13 protein-coding genes are annotated in these 13,385 nt (G+C 61.7%); 1 reads left to right on the forward strand and 12 read right to left on the reverse strand.

Annotated features, from left to right (window positions below):
* Positions 1-100 precede the first annotated feature (100 nt).
* The 10 genes from KUA11_RS10995 to prfB all read right to left on the reverse strand — a co-directional run bounded on the left by KUA11_RS10995 (position 101) and on the right by prfB (position 9,341).
* On the reverse strand, positions 101-763 hold the full coding sequence (locus tag KUA11_RS10995; RefSeq protein ID WP_254454867.1) for a transglycosylase SLT domain-containing protein: 663 nt from the start codon (positions 761-763) through the stop codon (positions 101-103).
* Between the two features lie 45 nt (positions 764-808).
* Positions 809-1,537: a pyridoxine 5'-phosphate synthase gene (locus KUA11_RS11000; RefSeq protein WP_217410344.1), complete on the reverse strand. Its 729-nt coding sequence runs from the start codon at positions 1,535-1,537 to the stop codon at positions 809-811.
* Positions 1,534-2,562: a 4-hydroxythreonine-4-phosphate dehydrogenase PdxA gene (gene pdxA, locus KUA11_RS11005; RefSeq protein ID WP_254454868.1), complete on the reverse strand. Its 1,029-nt coding sequence runs from the start codon at positions 2,560-2,562 to the stop codon at positions 1,534-1,536. The genes KUA11_RS11000 and pdxA overlap by 4 nt, the downstream gene beginning before the upstream one ends.
* On the reverse strand, positions 2,529-3,917 hold the full coding sequence (locus tag KUA11_RS11010; RefSeq protein WP_217410345.1) for a M20/M25/M40 family metallo-hydrolase: 1,389 nt from the start codon (positions 3,915-3,917) through the stop codon (positions 2,529-2,531). The genes pdxA and KUA11_RS11010 overlap by 34 nt, the downstream gene beginning before the upstream one ends.
* Before the next feature lie 90 nt (positions 3,918-4,007).
* Complete coding sequence (locus KUA11_RS11015) at positions 4,008-5,228, reverse strand: tetratricopeptide repeat protein (RefSeq protein WP_217410346.1); 1,221 nt, start codon at positions 5,226-5,228, stop codon at positions 4,008-4,010.
* A 5-nt stretch (positions 5,229-5,233) separates the two neighbouring features.
* Entirely contained in the window at positions 5,234-5,674 is a 441-nt protein-coding gene (locus KUA11_RS11020; protein WP_166314509.1) for an ExbD/TolR family protein, read from the reverse strand.
* Between the two features lie 57 nt (positions 5,675-5,731).
* Positions 5,732-6,157 carry an ExbD/TolR family protein gene (locus KUA11_RS11025; protein ID WP_166314506.1) on the reverse strand — a complete coding sequence of 142 codons (426 nt, stop codon included), beginning with the start codon at positions 6,155-6,157 and terminating at the stop codon, positions 5,732-5,734.
* Positions 6,158-6,161: 4 nt separating this feature from the next.
* Positions 6,162-7,127, reverse strand: a complete 966-nt coding sequence (locus tag KUA11_RS11030) for a MotA/TolQ/ExbB proton channel family protein (protein ID WP_217410347.1) — start codon at positions 7,125-7,127, stop codon at positions 6,162-6,164.
* A gap of 36 nt (positions 7,128-7,163) precedes the next feature.
* Entirely contained in the window at positions 7,164-7,832 is a 669-nt protein-coding gene (locus KUA11_RS17730; RefSeq protein WP_217410348.1) for an energy transducer TonB, read from the reverse strand.
* Between the two features lie 377 nt (positions 7,833-8,209).
* A protein-coding gene (prfB, locus tag KUA11_RS11040) for a peptide chain release factor 2 (RefSeq protein WP_217410349.1) occupies positions 8,210-9,341 on the reverse strand; the annotation gives its coding sequence in 2 pieces (ribosomal slippage) (positions 8,210-9,271 and positions 9,273-9,341; 1,131 coding nt in all).
* Positions 9,342-9,450: 109 nt separating this feature from the next.
* Between prfB and cbiB the strand changes: the two genes are divergently transcribed.
* Positions 9,451-10,410, forward strand: coding sequence for an adenosylcobinamide-phosphate synthase CbiB (cbiB, locus tag KUA11_RS11045; protein ID WP_217410445.1), 960 nt, complete (start codon positions 9,451-9,453; stop codon positions 10,408-10,410).
* A 7-nt stretch (positions 10,411-10,417) separates the two neighbouring features.
* Here cbiB and KUA11_RS11050 read toward each other — a convergent pair whose 3' ends face one another.
* Both KUA11_RS11050 and KUA11_RS11055 read right to left on the reverse strand, forming a co-directional pair.
* A complete protein-coding gene (locus KUA11_RS11050) occupies positions 10,418-12,202 on the reverse strand; it encodes an ABC transporter ATP-binding protein/permease (protein WP_217410350.1) in 1,785 nt (594 codons plus the stop codon).
* An 80-nt stretch (positions 12,203-12,282) separates the two neighbouring features.
* A complete protein-coding gene (locus KUA11_RS11055) occupies positions 12,283-13,365 on the reverse strand; it encodes a zinc-binding metallopeptidase family protein (RefSeq protein WP_217410351.1) in 1,083 nt (360 codons plus the stop codon).
* Between the last annotated feature and the right edge of the window lie 20 nt (positions 13,366-13,385).

A 13,385-nucleotide genomic window follows, 5' to 3' on the forward strand; every position in this document is an offset into this window, starting at 1 on the left:
CGCGCCCTCCAACGTCGTGCAGTGCTCGAAAGGCCTTTATTTCAACACCCTGACGGAAAGCTGTGACCGGCCATAAGCCGGTCACGCTCTACGCGGCGGCTCAACCTACCGTGCGCAAGGCTTTCCGCACGGAGGACGGATTACTCGCTGGCTCAAAGACGGTAATGCCGTGGGCGGACATCTTCGCGATCCATCCCTTAGGCGCTCCAATGCCGGAGGGATGGGGCGTGATCACAGACGATGCAAGCCGCCTCTCATAAAACCGGAAAACATCCTGTGCGTACCGCACACCTTCAGAAGACGCAGCATGATAGCGCGCGACAGCGCCGCGCCATGAGCCGGTCTCCCCACGAAGCTGACGCAAATAGGCCGCCGCCGCCAGACCGTTCATCACCGGGTCGAACGCCATCTCGATGGTTGCAAAGACCGCGCCGTGCCAGCCGAGATTGATCTGGAAACAGCCGACATCCACCCGCGGCCGTGCCCCGAAAGCGCCCGATTGCAGCATGCCCTTCACCGCATCCGCCGCCAGCGCAGGGCGCTCGAACGGCACGGACAGGCCGTTGACGTTCACAGCCAGCGGACGGTTGCCGCTCTCCACATGACCGATCGCAGCCAGAAGCCCGCGTGGAATATCCAACCGCTGCTCGGCCAAGGCCGCCGCCTGCTCGCACGACGTCTCGTCCGCCACAGCAGGCGTTATCCCGACCATACAGGCCGCCAACGCACCCAGCGCACAGAGATCTCGAAGCGAAAGAACCATCCTGCCCGCGTAACGGGCAGATATTCACGCCCGGTTAAGGGCGGCTCAGACCTCGACCGAGCGCGCCGCCTTCATCAACCGTCGCATTTCCTGCACGACCGATTCCAGCCCGTCGAAAATCGCCTGCCCGATCAGGAAATGACCGATATTCAGTTCCACGATCTCAGGGATGGCAGCCACAGGCGCGACATTGCCGAAGCTCAGCCCATGCCCGGCATGGACCTCCAGTCCGAGAGACGCTGCCTGTCGGGCTGCTGCCTTCAGTCGCGCCAGTTCGCCTTCAGTCCCCTCCGCATACGCACCGGTGTGCAGTTCAACGACCGCAGCCTCCACCGCCGCCGCCGCTTCGATCTGCGCCGCATCGGGGTCCACGAACAAAGACACCCGAATACCGCGCTCGCGCAGGCGCTTCACCTGCGGAATGAGCGCTTCCACCTGACCAGCCACGTTCAGGCCGCCTTCCGTCGTCACTTCCTGACGACGTTCCGGGACAATACAACACGCATGCGGACGCAGTTCGCAGGCGATGTTCACCATCTCCTCCGTCGCCGCCATTTCCATGTTGAGCGGCACTCGCAACTCCGTGCGCAGACGCCTGAGATCCTCATCACGGATATGCCGCCGGTCCTCACGCAGATGCGCCGTGATACCATCCGCACCGGCTTTCACAGCCAGAAGCGCGGCTTCCACCGGGTCCGGACTCTGGCCGCCCCGTGCGTTGCGCAGCGTCGCCACATGATCGATGTTCACGCCAAGACGCTGATAACCGCTCATGCGCTCTCTCCTTTTTCGAAAACCTGCCGATTGTGCGCAAGCTCACCTGCCAGCCGCAACGCCGCCACCAGACTCTGCGGTTCCGCCACGCCCTTCCCGGCAATATCGAACGCCGTGCCATGATCGGGAGACGTGCGCACAATAGGCAGTCCCAGCGTTACGTTCACGCCATTCGCCATGTCCAGCGTCTTGAGCGGGATCAACGCCTGATCGTGATACATGCACAGCGCCGCGTCATAGCGTTTCCGCGCAGTTTGGGTGAACATCGTGTCGGGCGGCATCGGCCCCTGCACATCCAGCCCTTCCGCCCGCAGGCACTCAATGGCCGGAATGATCGTCTCGATCTCTTCGCGTCCCATCATTCCCCCCTCACCCGCATGGGGGTTCAAACCCGCAATCGCCAGTCGTGGTGAGGCAATACCGAAATCGCGCTTCAACGCCTGCGCCGTCATGCGCGCCGTCTCCACGATCATCGTCTCATCCAGCATGCCCAACGCATCCCGCAATGAGACATGGATCGTCACCGGCACGACCCGCAGCATCGGACTTGCGAGCATCATCACTTCACGCCCCGGCACATGGCACAGTTCGGCAAGGAACTCCGTATGTCCGGGATGCGGAAATCCTGCGCGACGAAGCACGGCCTTACTGATCGGGTTGGTCACCACCCCACCTGCCGCCCCGGCCCGCGCCAGCCCGACCGCACGCGCGATACTGTCGATCACTGTCTGGGCATTGGCGGAATCCGGTTCACCCGCGCGAACGGGGACGGACAACCGCATGGGCAACACCGGCAACGCTTCAGCAAAAACCACTGAAGCTTCACCAATTTCTTCAATCTCCTGCACGGGCACCGCCGCCGGAAGACAGGCCGGATCACCCAGCCATGCGAATACTGGCCCGTTCTCGCGCAGCCTTTCCCACGCGCCCGCCGTGATCTCCGGCCCGATCCCAGCCGGATCGCCCATGGTTAGGGCCAACGGCAAGGCGCTCATCGCGCCAGCGCCGTGAGCACGCGCACCCATGAGCGCGTGCCCTTGTGAAAGGATGTCAGGCTGTATTTCTCGTTGGGAGAATGGATGCGGTCATCGTCCAGCCCGAACCCGATCAACAACGTGTCCAGTCCGAGCGCCTCCTTCACCTCCCCCACCACGGGAATGGAGCCGCCACAGCCAATGACGGCGGCCTGCGTGTTCCATTCTTCACTAAGTGCTTCCAACGCTTTTTCAAGCTGCGGCATGTCGGACGGGACGACGCTGGCCGGAGATCCGCCATGCGCGATGAACTCGACCGAACAGTCTTTGGGCAGGCGCAGGCGCACATGCTCGCGAAACGCCGCGCGGATTGTCTCCGGCTCCTGCGTCCCAACCAAGCGGAACGACACCTTGGCCGAAGCCTTTGCCGGCAGCACGGTCTTGAAGCCCGACTCCTCATATCCGCCGGAAATGCCGTTGATCTCGCAACTTGGACGACACCATGTCTGCTCCAGCGCGGTATATCCCACCTCGCCCGCAGGCCAGCGCAGACCGACACTCCCAAGACCAGCTTCATCCGACGGCCCGATATCGCGCCAGAGCGTGCGCACATCATCAGGAAGCTCTGGCACGCCGTCATAAAATCCTGCAAGCGTGACACGCCCCGTCGCACCGTCACGCAGATCCGAAAGAATGTCGCACAGCACCTGAATGGGATTGTGCGCCGCATTACCGAACATGCCCGAATGCAGATCACGATCCGCCGCCGTGACGATGACTTCCTCGCCCACCATACCGCGCAACATGGTTGTGATAGCTGGTGTTTTCGCATCCAGCATCCCCGTGTCGCAAATCAGCGCGACATCCGCCTTGAGTTCCGCCGCATTGGCTTTGAGGAACGGCAGCAGGTTCGTGCCCCCAGACTCTTCCTCCCCCTCGATCACCATCGTGACACCCACGGGAAGCGCACCATTCGCGTCGATCAGGGCGCGACAGGCTTCAAGGAAGGTCATCACCTGTCCCTTGTCGTCCGCCGCTCCCCGTGCGCGGATTTCCTGCGCACCATCTGCCCCATCCATAAGACACGGCTCGAAAGGGGGCGTCTGCCACAGATCCAGTGGATCGACCGGTTGAACATCGTAATGCCCATAAAACAGCACATGCGGCGCGCCCTGTGGCCCAGCCCGATGCCCGACGACGATGGGGTGTCCAGGCGTCTCACGGCTCGATGCTTCGAACCCAAGCGCGTGCAGTTCTTTCACCAGCCAGTCAGCGGCAGCACAACAAGCCTGCGCATGGGCGGCCTGTGTGGAAATGCTGGGAATGCGCAGAAAGGCGAACAGCCGCTCAAGACTGTCGTTGATGTTGGAATCGACCTGTTCAAGCGCCTTGTGGGTGGCTGTCATGACTCTCCCTTCCCTGCTCCCGCAACGGATCGGAAGCCGGGCGATAGTGGCATGAACGACCAGACCGGTGAAACAACCGATCCGTTGATATTATTTCCCCGAGGTCAGCTTCAGCACCCACAACCGTGCAATATCCGCTGCGCCATTATCGCCTCCCACGGTGTGGAACGTGGCAATGGCGTCCTTCGTCCGGCCCGCATCCATCTCGGCTTCGCCCAGACGCAGTTTCGAAATATCGAGATCCGTCGTGCCTTTCGCGATGCCGTCTTTCATCACAGCAAGACCCTGATCCACCTGTCCGGCCAACACGCGGTTGTACCCGACCGTCACCAGTCGGTTGCCGGTCTTTTCCTGTCGGGCCGAAGCCTCATCCGCATCGGCGGAGGCCTTTCTGTCCGCAATGGCCTTCATCACCAGCGCGCGCAGACGTCCTTCACGCGCGGCCGACGGCCCCTGTCCCAGCGCGCCATAGGCATAGCCCTGCGTCATGATGTCGAGGCCCACCTGCGGCAGTCCCATCTGCACGGCGATCTCGGTCGCATCCATGAAATCGGCTGTCTGCGTCAGGTTCCCCAGCGCGAGACGAATGCGGTAGACGTCCAAATGCAGCGAGGGCGGCAAGCGGTCGTTGGTCACCAGCGCATGCAGAAGCTGCGCCCAGTAATCCGGCTTGGGATACAGTGTGGCCAGCAGGGAATAGGCGTGCGTCTGCGCCGACGTGTCCTTGATCTGCGTGGCACAGGTCGCCAACAGCAGAAGCTGGTCTTCGGTTGGTTTTTTGCCCTGCTTTTGCAGACTGTCCACCAACATTCGCTGCACCCGCGCGGCATTGGCATAATCGTGCTGGAGATAATAGGCCTGCGCGAGAAGGTTCTCCATCTGCGCGTCCGGACCGACCTCCTTGAGGTAACGCTCGATCCCCTTCACGGCACGCGGATAGTCCTTGGCGGTGTAGGCCATCGTGCCTTCCGCCTTGAGCATCTGGGCACGAGCCTCACGAGAAGTGCGCGGTGAGGCGATCAACTGATCGTAGGCCTGCGTCGCGCCCGCCAGATCGCCCGACTGGGACGCCACGGCAGCGCGCATCTGCTCGATCGTGTAGGTCTCATAATCGCTGCGACCGGGCACCGCCTGCGCTTCATTCACCGCCGCCATCGCACGGCTGTAATCATGCTTCCCCAGCGCGGTTTCCGCTGCCTGAAGAGCTGCTCCCACCTTGGGGCCGAGTTCTTCCTCGGCATGCGCCACAACCGGCGCGCCACAGATCAGGACGGAAGCAAGAAGGGCTGCACGAAACGAACGCAGGCTCATGAAACTCAATCTCCGTCGGTAAACTGGTCCTGGCCCACGATGCCAAGCCTCGTGATGCCAAGCCGCTGCGCGTCCGCCAGCACATGAACCACCGTCTTGTAATCCGCCAGACGGTTCGGGCTGATGTGCATCTCCGGCTGTTCCGGCTGCTCGGCAGCGGCCTCACGGAAGCGCGTCTGCAACTCGGCCTCATTGGTCACGGGGGCGCCGTTCCATGTGATCGTGTTGTCGAAATCGATCCCCACCGTAACCACACGCGGATCGGGCGTTGTCTGCGGTGGCGGATTGCCTTGCGGCAGATCCATCGACACCGAATGCGTCTGAAGCGGAATGGTGATGATGAGCATGATGAGCAGCACCAGCATCACGTCGATCAACGGCGTGGTGTTGATATCGACGATGCCTTCGTCCTCGGTCGTGCTCTCGGACCCGACATTCATGCCCATAACCAAAACCCTCCCCGGCTGATCCGTTCCGCCGCCAGGACGGCGGAACGCTGCCAATCAATTCGTGTGCGGCTGCTCAATGACAAAATCCACACGCGTGACGCCCGCTTCCTGACAGGCCGCAATCAGGCGCCCCACCGATTCATAACGTGCGCTTGCATCGCCCCGGATCATGATCTGGGGCTGTGGTTTCTCGACCGCCACCTGCGCCAGTCTAGCCATCAGATCGTCCCGGTCGCGCAGCGGCGTCTGATTCCAGTAAGCCTGCCCGTCCGGCGTCACAGCCAGCGTGATGTTGCCCGGCAGCACCTTGCTGGGCTGGTTGGTGTCCTTGGGCAGCGTCACCTTCACCGTGTGCGTCGCCACCGGAATGGTGATGAGAAAGATGATGAGGAGCACCAGCATGACGTCCACGAGAGGCGTCGTGTTGATTGCCGAGACGACCTCGTCCTCGTCATGCCCTCCGCCGACGGACATGCCCATGGTCTCAGCCCACCCGATCGTTTGTGGTTGCCGTGGTGGGCGAATTGTCCGGACGTACAACCACCGTCTGGCGCACGGCACCATGACGGAAACCGCCGATCAGAATGGACTGAAGATCGGCCGCGAAGTTGCGCACACGGTCCATGCTCGTCTTGTTGCGACGAACCAGCAGGTTGTAGCCCAACACGGCGGGAACGGCGGTGCCCAGACCGATGGCCGTCATGATGAGCGACTCACCCACCGGACCCGCCACCTTGTCGATGGAGGCCTGCCCCGCGATGCCGATGGCCGTGAGTGCGTGGTAGATACCCCAGACCGTGCCGAACAGCCCCACGAACGGCGAGGTGGAACCGACCGTGCCGAGGAAGGCCAGTCCGCTCTGAAGATCGCTCTGCACCGAATCAACCGCACGCTGAATCTGTGAGGACGTCCAGTCAGAGAGGTCGATGGATTCCTGCATCGTGCCTTCATGATGCTCCGCCGCCACGATCGCGGTCTCCGCGATATAGCGGAAAGGAGACGCTCCGCTCAGCGAAGAAGCGCCTTCCTGAAGCGTCGGGCGCGTCCAGAAGTTCTTCGCCGCCTCGCGTGAGGCCGAGAAGAGGCGCGACTGCTCGAAGAACTTCGTGATCATGATGTACCACGAACCAAGCGACATCCCGAGCATGATGATCAGCACGGTCCGCGCCACGATATCGCCATTCCCCCACAGCGCGCCAAGTCCGTAGGGATTGACCACGGTCTCGGTGCCGGTGGGCGAGGTTGCGACCGGTGCGGGCGTCGTCGCGGGAACCTGCGTTTCCTGACCTGCCACAGGCGTGCCGGGCTGAGGTGCCGACTGCGGCGCCGTCTGTGCGACAGGCGCGGCTCCCTGAGCAAAGGCCGCCACGGGCGCGGCCGTCGCCAGAAGAACGGCCAGAGCGGGAACACCCAGCGCGGAGAAAGGCAGGCGGCGGAACAGTCGGGTCATCGTGGCAGCGTCCTCATGAATGAAGCGGCAACAGGATCAGTTGTCGGACAGATCGAAGGATATGGTAAACACATGATGCACTTCCCTCACGGGCACACCACGCAAAGTGGCAGGCGCGTAACGGGCTCTGCGGAAGAAATCAGCGGCCGATTTTGCAAAATCCTGTCCGCCGCGCACGGTCTTGAACGTGCAGTTGGTAGGACGGCCATCCACCTCCACATCGCACACGGCCGTCACCTCCCCTTCGCGCCCTTCGTCCAGCGCTTCGGGCGGATAGATCGGCGTGACGTGGTTGACCACACTCTCGCTTGCCGGGCGATCCGGCGCGGCATTGGCCGGAGGTGCCGGTGTCGTCGCCGTCGAGCGTTCGCTGTTGGCGTTCTGCTCCACCGGCTTGGGCGGCTTCGTATGCGTGACATGACGCATGACCGGCTTGGGCGGCGGTTCCGTATGAATCTTCGGAGGCGGAATATAGGGCGGCGGCGGAGCCTCCATCTTGGGTGGAGGCGGTGGTGGTGGAGGCGGAGGAGGAGGTGCCGCTTCATGAATGACGGTTGTCTTCAGGGGCGCGCGCAAAACTGGAACCGTTTCCTTATCGACCCAGTTTTCATAGACGATCGCAATAACCATGGACACGAGGACGACACCCGAGATGCCGACGATCTGCTTCGTCGGTTTGCGTCGTTGCCGCGCGTACTCCAGCATTCCAGCACATCTCCCTAGACATCGTCACCGGATCATCCACCCTACAATTGGGTCGGATCAATGGCACAGCACACTTGCCCGAACTGCGAACTTTTCGCAATACGATCCGGATCGCGCCCGTGATGCCTGATTGGGCCGCTGAGGACAACGGATGTCAAGTCACCACGACATATTTTGATACACATTCGTGAACAGGAAAACCGTGAAATTTTACAAGATTTTCCGGATTCCCGCGCAAATCCCACAGTCGAAACCATGGTCCGCCCACACGGGTTGGCAACGCGTCACGCTCTCCCTGGACGGAGGACAACAAGAAAACGCTGTCCAGAGCATCATCGACGTTCCGGACAGACATTTTCCTCACCAGCACGGACCTCTTACTGAGCGCTGGCGCTCGCCTCCGAACGGGTCGCCCCCACACGGGCCGCCAGCGATCCCGCCATGAAGTCATCCAGATCACCGTCCAGCACTGCGTCCGGATTGGTTTTCTCCACGCCGGTCCGCAGATCCTTGACCATCTGGTAAGGCGCCAGAACATAGGAACGTATCTGATGTCCCCAACCGATATCGGTCTTGGCCGCCTCGGTCTGGGCCGCCGCCGCCTCACGCTTTTGCAATTCCGCCTCATAGAGACGGGCGCGCAGCATGCCCATGGCCGTCGCACGGTTGCGGTGCTGTGAACGATCCGTCTGGCACGCAACAACAATGCCCGAGGGCACGTGCGTAATACGGATGGCGGATTCGGTCTTGTTGACGTGCTGACCACCCGCGCCGGACGCGCGGAACGTATCGACACGAAGATCCGCCTCGTTGATCTCGATCTCGATCGTGTCGTCAATCACCGGATAGACCCACACCGATGCAAATGACGTCTGACGACGCGCTGCCGCATCGAACGGCGAGATACGGACCAGACGATGCACGCCCGCCTCGGTCTTGAGCCAGCCATAGGCATTGGGCCCGCTAACCTGAATGGTCGCGGATTTGAGACCGGCCTGCTCACCTTCCGAACTTTCGATCAGCGTGATCTTGTAGCCATGCGCTTCCGCCCAGCGGGTGTACATGCGCAGCAGCATCTCAGCCCAGTCCTGAGCCTCTGTGCCACCCGCACCCGCATTGACCTCAAGATAGCAGTCGTTGGAATCGGCCTCACCTGAAAGCAGGCTCTCGATTTCGCGCCGCTTGGCCTCCTCAGCCAGACGTCTGAGCGTCGCGGTGGCCTCCGCCACCATGTCGGTGTCGCCTTCCGCCTCGGCCATTTCCACCAACTCGAGCGAGTCCTGAACCTCGTTCTCAAGGTTCTGAACACCTTCGATCTGGTTGGCCAGAAGCGTCCGCTCACGCATCATCTTCTGCGCGGCCTCGGCATCATTCCACAAATCCGGGTCTTCGGCCCGGTTGTTCAGTTCGGCAAGCCTGCCCTGAGCGACATCCCAGTCAAAGATGCCTCCTCAGCAGCGCGACCGACTGCTTGATCTGTTCGTTGAGCGCTTCCGTCTCGGCGGACATGCGACCGTGACTCCGTCTCTCGGGGTTATCGACAAACGGCACCAGATACAGCCGACAGGCAGACGTGTCACCCCTGCCCGCAGCACTTCGCCACCGCTATGCTGTCTCCATGCTCCGCTTCTCGCCCACCACCGCCGCCATCGCTCTCCTGACGGAAGGCCTCTGCGGCTACCCAGACCCGCTGTATCGACGTATCCGTCACCCCGTCGTGTGGATGGGCGCCCTCATCGACGCGCTGGAACGTCGCCTCAATCGCCCTACGACCTCCCGCACGACACGCCTTATAGCCGGCGCGGCTGCAACAGGGGTCATTACCCTCATTCCCACCGCTCTTGCGGCCTCCGCCGCGCGGCTTCTTGGCAAAAAACCGCTGCCCTGCGGCCTTCTCGCAAGCGCCTGCATGGCCCAACGCTCTCTGCATCAACACGTGGAAGCTGTGGCCATTGCACTGGAAAAAAATGGGCTGGAAGAAGGGCGCCGCGCCGTTTCTATGATCGTGGGGCGTGATCCGGCCACATTGGATGAACCTGCGATCTGCCGGGCAGCCATTGAGACGCTGGCCGAAAACTTCTCGGACGGGATCGTGGCGCCGGCCCTGTGGTGCGCGCTTGGCGGACTGCCGGGCGCCGTATTCTACAAGGCCGTGAACACTGCTGACAGCATGATCGGCCATCGCAGCGACCGTTTCGAAGCCTTCGGCAAATGCGCCGCCCGGCTGGATGATGCGATCAACCTGCCCGCTTCACGCCTCGCCGCCCTTCTGCTTACCCTCTCTGCGTTTCTCTCCGGCGCGGACTGGAAAGAAGCCCTGCGCACCATCCAGCGCGACGCTTCCCATCACCGTTCCCCTAACGCCGGCTGGCCGGAAGCCGCCATGGCAGGTGCACTCGGTGTCGCTCTAGCCGGTCCACGTGTGTATGGAGGTAAGATGACGGAGGTGCGCTGGATGGGCACGGGCCGCGCGGACCTCACTCCCAGCGACATCCGCGCGGCCTTGCGTCTCTACCGCACCGCGTGCCTGCTTCAGGGAACAGTTCTCTCAGCGCTGTCCGTGCGTCACCCAAGCTGAGCAACCCTTACCCGAGTGCCGAGACCGCAGGCCCAGCGGGACGGAAACGCGCAATATCGAGTTGCACGTCCTGTCGCGCCAGCAGGCCGGGACGATGGGTAATGGACACTAGCGTGACCGACGGCAATTCCGTCCGCAGCAGACTGTAAAGCGCTATTTCCGCATCTTCATCGAGGCTGGAGGTGGACTCATCGAGAAACACCCAGTCCGGCGCGGTCAGCAGCACACGTCCGAACAAAAGCCGCTGCTGCTCACCCGCAGAGAGGGTCTCCGCCCAGCGTGCTTCCTCATCGAGCCGGCCCGCGAAGGCTTCCAGTCCCACCTTCGCCAGCACAGCGTTGACCGCCTCCGAAGTGTGCGCTTCCACAGCACCGGGGTAGCACAGAGCCTGTCTGAGCGTGCCCAACGGCAGATACGGCGTCTGCGGCACGAACATCATTCGCGCGTCCGGCTGTACGATACGCCCAGCGGCAAACGGCCAAATACCGGCCAGCACGCGCAGAAACGTGGATTTGCCGATACCCGAGGGGCCTGTCAGCGCAATGTTATGACCACGCGGCAGCGTCAGGCAGACATCGTTGAGCAGCATGCTTCCATCCGGGCGCATGACGCTCAGATGCTCCACAAGCAGGTCCGAGTCAGCAGCACCTTTCACACGTTCGATGGCCTGTTCATGTGCCCGCGCCCGGTCCATCGTGCGCTGGAACGTGGCCAGACGCGCAACATTGGCACGCCATTCCGCAAGTGAGGCATAAGAGGAAGCAATCCACCCCAGAGCGCCCTGCACACGGGAGAAGGCCAGCACAAGCTGCATGAGTGTGCCGAAACTGATCTTGTTCGCGAAATAACGGATCGACCCCACAAGAAGCGCGAAGTTTCCCGACAACACCTCAAGCCCGCTCGTCAGCAGCCCCAGCCACTTCGTACGATTCATGATGCGCAGGAAATTGCCGTAAACGGACGTGAATTTTCCCAGAAGCCCGGCCTGCTCCTGTGCCGCACCTCCCGTAAGCGCAATGCTTTCGGCGTTGTTACGCACATGCACGAGCGCGTAGCGGAAATCCGCCTCCACTTTTTGCTGAAACATCCGCAGACCGATCAGCCGGCGTCCCGCCAGATGGGTGATAAGTGTCGCCACGATGGAATAAATCAGCGCCACCCACAGGAAATATCCTGGAATACGCACACCCAACACCACAAGTGGCCCCGACAGCACCCACAGGAGGCCGACATAGCTGCACAGGGTGATGACGTTCGAGAGAAGATCCGTCACCTGCGTCAGCGTGTCGGCCGCAAAGCGATCGATGTCTTCCTGAATACGCTGATCCGGATTGTCCGGTCCCTGTCCGGGCGTGCTTTCCTTTTCGGGTGCCGTGTCCAGTCCGGCCTCATGCACGGCAATGAGAAAGGCCGTGTTGCGCTCAAGCCATTGCGCTAGCATATGGCGTGTCATCCATCCACGCCAGCGCAGTTGCAGAAGCTGCTGGAGATAGGTGGCATAGACCGCCCCAAGAAGCGACGGAATGGCAATGATAAAGAAGCCCGGCACGAGGCCGTCCGGCGTGCGGACGTACCAGAACAGCCCGAGCATGAAGTTCTTCACGTCCCGCTGCTGGAGCGCCGTGTAATAGATATTGCGCGAGAAGGACTGGAGCACGTCCAGCCCCACAAGAATCAGTGTGAGCGCCACGACCGCAAGAAGAAGCCCCCACGCCCATTTGCGGTCCTCAGATATAAAATAGGGGCGGCTCAGATACCACACCTCACTCACAAGCCGCCGGAACTTCTTCATGGATGCATCTTCTCCTCATCGTGCGGAGCGGCACCCTCACGCATTCGCTCGCATCACGCAATGGAGAGAGGCCGCCAGGCCTATCGCAGCGCCTGTGTCTCGCGGATCAGGGCGTGAATGAAGGCCAGTTTCCTGCGCACACCCGCCGTCAGGACGAACGGATAGAAATCCGACAGCCCCATGGAACGGTTCAGACTGTTCACCGCCGATGTCAGGGGCATCCATGCATTCATGATCTCGTCGAAAGAGGCGCGAAGATATGGATCTTTCAATGTCCCCGGAGCAGAGACAGCGGCTGTTCCGGTGGCAGGATTGATCGTCACGCCATAGGCAGAAGCGGTTTCGAGCGTGGACACGATGTGAAGATAATGCGCCCAGGTTTCCGCGAAATCTTCCCAAGGATGGGCCGTGGCGTAGGCACTGACATAATGCTCCCGCCAGTCCGTGGACAGCGGGCGGCCATAATGCGCCTGCAAGGCCTGCTGATAGTCCTCGCGGTCATCCCCGAACACGCTGCGACAGGCTTCTATACGACCAGCGTCGCGCACCAGAAGATTCCAGTAGTAGTGGCCCACTTCATGGCGAAAATGCCCCAGAAGCGTGCGGTAATACTCGCCCATCTCCACGCGCATTCGTTCACGCTCGGCATCGTCGGCCTCCCGGATCGCGAGCGTGATCAGTCCGTTGTCATGCCCCGTCATGACGGGGGCCGATCCATCGGGGGCATCGTCGAGAAAATCGAACGCCAGTCCTCCTTCGGGGTCTTCCCAACGATTGCGAAGGGGAAGTCTCAAACGCAGCAGGGTATAAAACAGACGATGCTTGGCGATCTCGATCTTGCGCCAGCGTTCCAGATTGCCCGGGACGGACAGATCGGGAATGGTGCGGTTGAAACGGCAGGCAAAACAGACCGGCGTGTGGTTCTGATCGGTGGCTGAGGTCAGCCAGTTGCACACATCATACGCATGATTGGCGCAGTAGACGACTTCCGCATGTTGGACCTGAGGCTCCATCGGGTGCCACCGCCCTGCCACCTGAGCGGGTTCCAGCGCCGTCAGCATGGACAGGCCGGGCAGATACCCCACCGGATGATGACAGGATTCGCACACCGTATTTTCAAAAAACAGCGGCTGCTCACAGCATTGACAGGAAAACAGCTTCACGCGACCGCCACCCTCATCGC

Source organism: Acetobacter estunensis, from assembly GCF_019083805.1.
Taxonomy (GTDB): domain Bacteria; phylum Pseudomonadota; class Alphaproteobacteria; order Acetobacterales; family Acetobacteraceae; genus Acetobacter; species Acetobacter estunensis_A.

Excerpts from the sequence above, each read along its gene's own strand:
- pdxA (WP_254454868.1), bottom strand. The coding sequence starts at position 2,562 with ATGGGTGCGCGTGCTCACGGCGCTGGCGCGATGAGCGCCTTGCCGTTG.
- KUA11_RS17730 (WP_217410348.1), bottom strand. The coding sequence starts at position 7,832 with ATGCTGGAGTACGCGCGGCAACGACGCAAACCGACGAAGCAGATCGTC.
- KUA11_RS11025 (WP_166314506.1), bottom strand. The coding sequence starts at position 6,157 with ATGGGCATGTCCGTCGGCGGAGGGCATGACGAGGACGAGGTCGTCTCG.
- KUA11_RS11015 (WP_217410346.1), bottom strand. The coding sequence starts at position 5,228 with ATGAGCCTGCGTTCGTTTCGTGCAGCCCTTCTTGCTTCCGTCCTGATC.
- KUA11_RS11030 (WP_217410347.1), bottom strand. The coding sequence starts at position 7,127 with ATGACCCGACTGTTCCGCCGCCTGCCTTTCTCCGCGCTGGGTGTTCCC.
- KUA11_RS10995 (WP_254454867.1), bottom strand. The coding sequence starts at position 763 with ATGGTTCTTTCGCTTCGAGATCTCTGTGCGCTGGGTGCGTTGGCGGCC.
- KUA11_RS11050 (WP_217410350.1), bottom strand. The coding sequence starts at position 12,202 with ATGAAGAAGTTCCGGCGGCTTGTGAGTGAGGTGTGGTATCTGAGCCGC.
- KUA11_RS11000 (WP_217410344.1), bottom strand. The coding sequence starts at position 1,537 with ATGAGCGGTTATCAGCGTCTTGGCGTGAACATCGATCATGTGGCGACG.
- KUA11_RS11010 (WP_217410345.1), bottom strand. The coding sequence starts at position 3,917 with ATGACAGCCACCCACAAGGCGCTTGAACAGGTCGATTCCAACATCAAC.
- cbiB (WP_217410445.1), top strand. The coding sequence starts at position 9,451 with ATGCTCCGCTTCTCGCCCACCACCGCCGCCATCGCTCTCCTGACGGAA.
- KUA11_RS11020 (WP_166314509.1), bottom strand. The coding sequence starts at position 5,674 with ATGGGCATGAATGTCGGGTCCGAGAGCACGACCGAGGACGAAGGCATC.